This is a genomic window from Vibrio sp. 1078-1, assembly GCF_033340475.1.
In genome coordinates this window covers 1-720 of record NZ_JAWOWM010000322.1, presented here as the reverse complement: position 1 = coordinate 720, position 720 = coordinate 1, and the positions used below count along the sequence as shown (strand labels likewise).

Below are 720 nucleotides of genomic sequence, written 5' to 3'. Positions count from 1 at the left end.
TTCCATTCCTCCGATCTTAAAACGCATTTACATCAATCGCGGTATTACTGACATCGCGCAGCTAGAAACCTCTGCTCGTGGATTGCATTCGTACCAAAAGCTTGGCGGCATTGAGCAGGCGGATGAGTTGTTGTTCCAAGCGATTCAAGAGCAAAAACGCATCATCGTGGTGGGTGACTTTGACGCAGATCGCGCAACGAGTTCTGCTCTTTCTGTATTGGCATTACGTATGCTTGGCAGCAATAACGTCGATTACTTGGTGCCGAACCGCTTTGAAGATGGCTACGGTTTGAGCCCAGAGGTGGTCGATCAAGCATTGGAACTTGGCGCAGAAATGATCATGACGGTCGACAATGGCGTATCGTCGATTGAAGGTGTGCGCTACGCCAAAGAGAATGGCATTACCGTATTGGTGACAGACCACCATTTGCCAGGACAAGTTCTGCCAGAAGTGGATGCGATGGTGAACCCAAACCTCGACAGTTGTGCGTTTCCTTCTAAAGCGCTGGCTGGCGTTGGTGTGGCGTTCTATCTGATGATGGCGTTGTGCGTTCACATGCGCAAACACAACTGGTTTGCTCAGCAAGGCATGCAAGAGCCGAAACTGATGGAGCTGATCGACCTTGTCGCACTGGGCACTGTCGCTGATGTTGTGCCGCTTGATGAGAACAACCGAATTCTGGTGCATCAAGGGTTGCAGCGCATTCGTGCGGGGAAAGC

The 720-nt window shown here is 51.1% G+C and carries 1 protein-coding gene; it reads left to right on the top strand.

Annotation, left to right across the window (positions count from 1 at the left end; translation table 11 throughout):
• A partial coding sequence (locus R7190_RS27350; protein ID WP_318137866.1) for a DHH family phosphoesterase occupies positions 1-720 on the top strand: 720 nt, incomplete at both ends.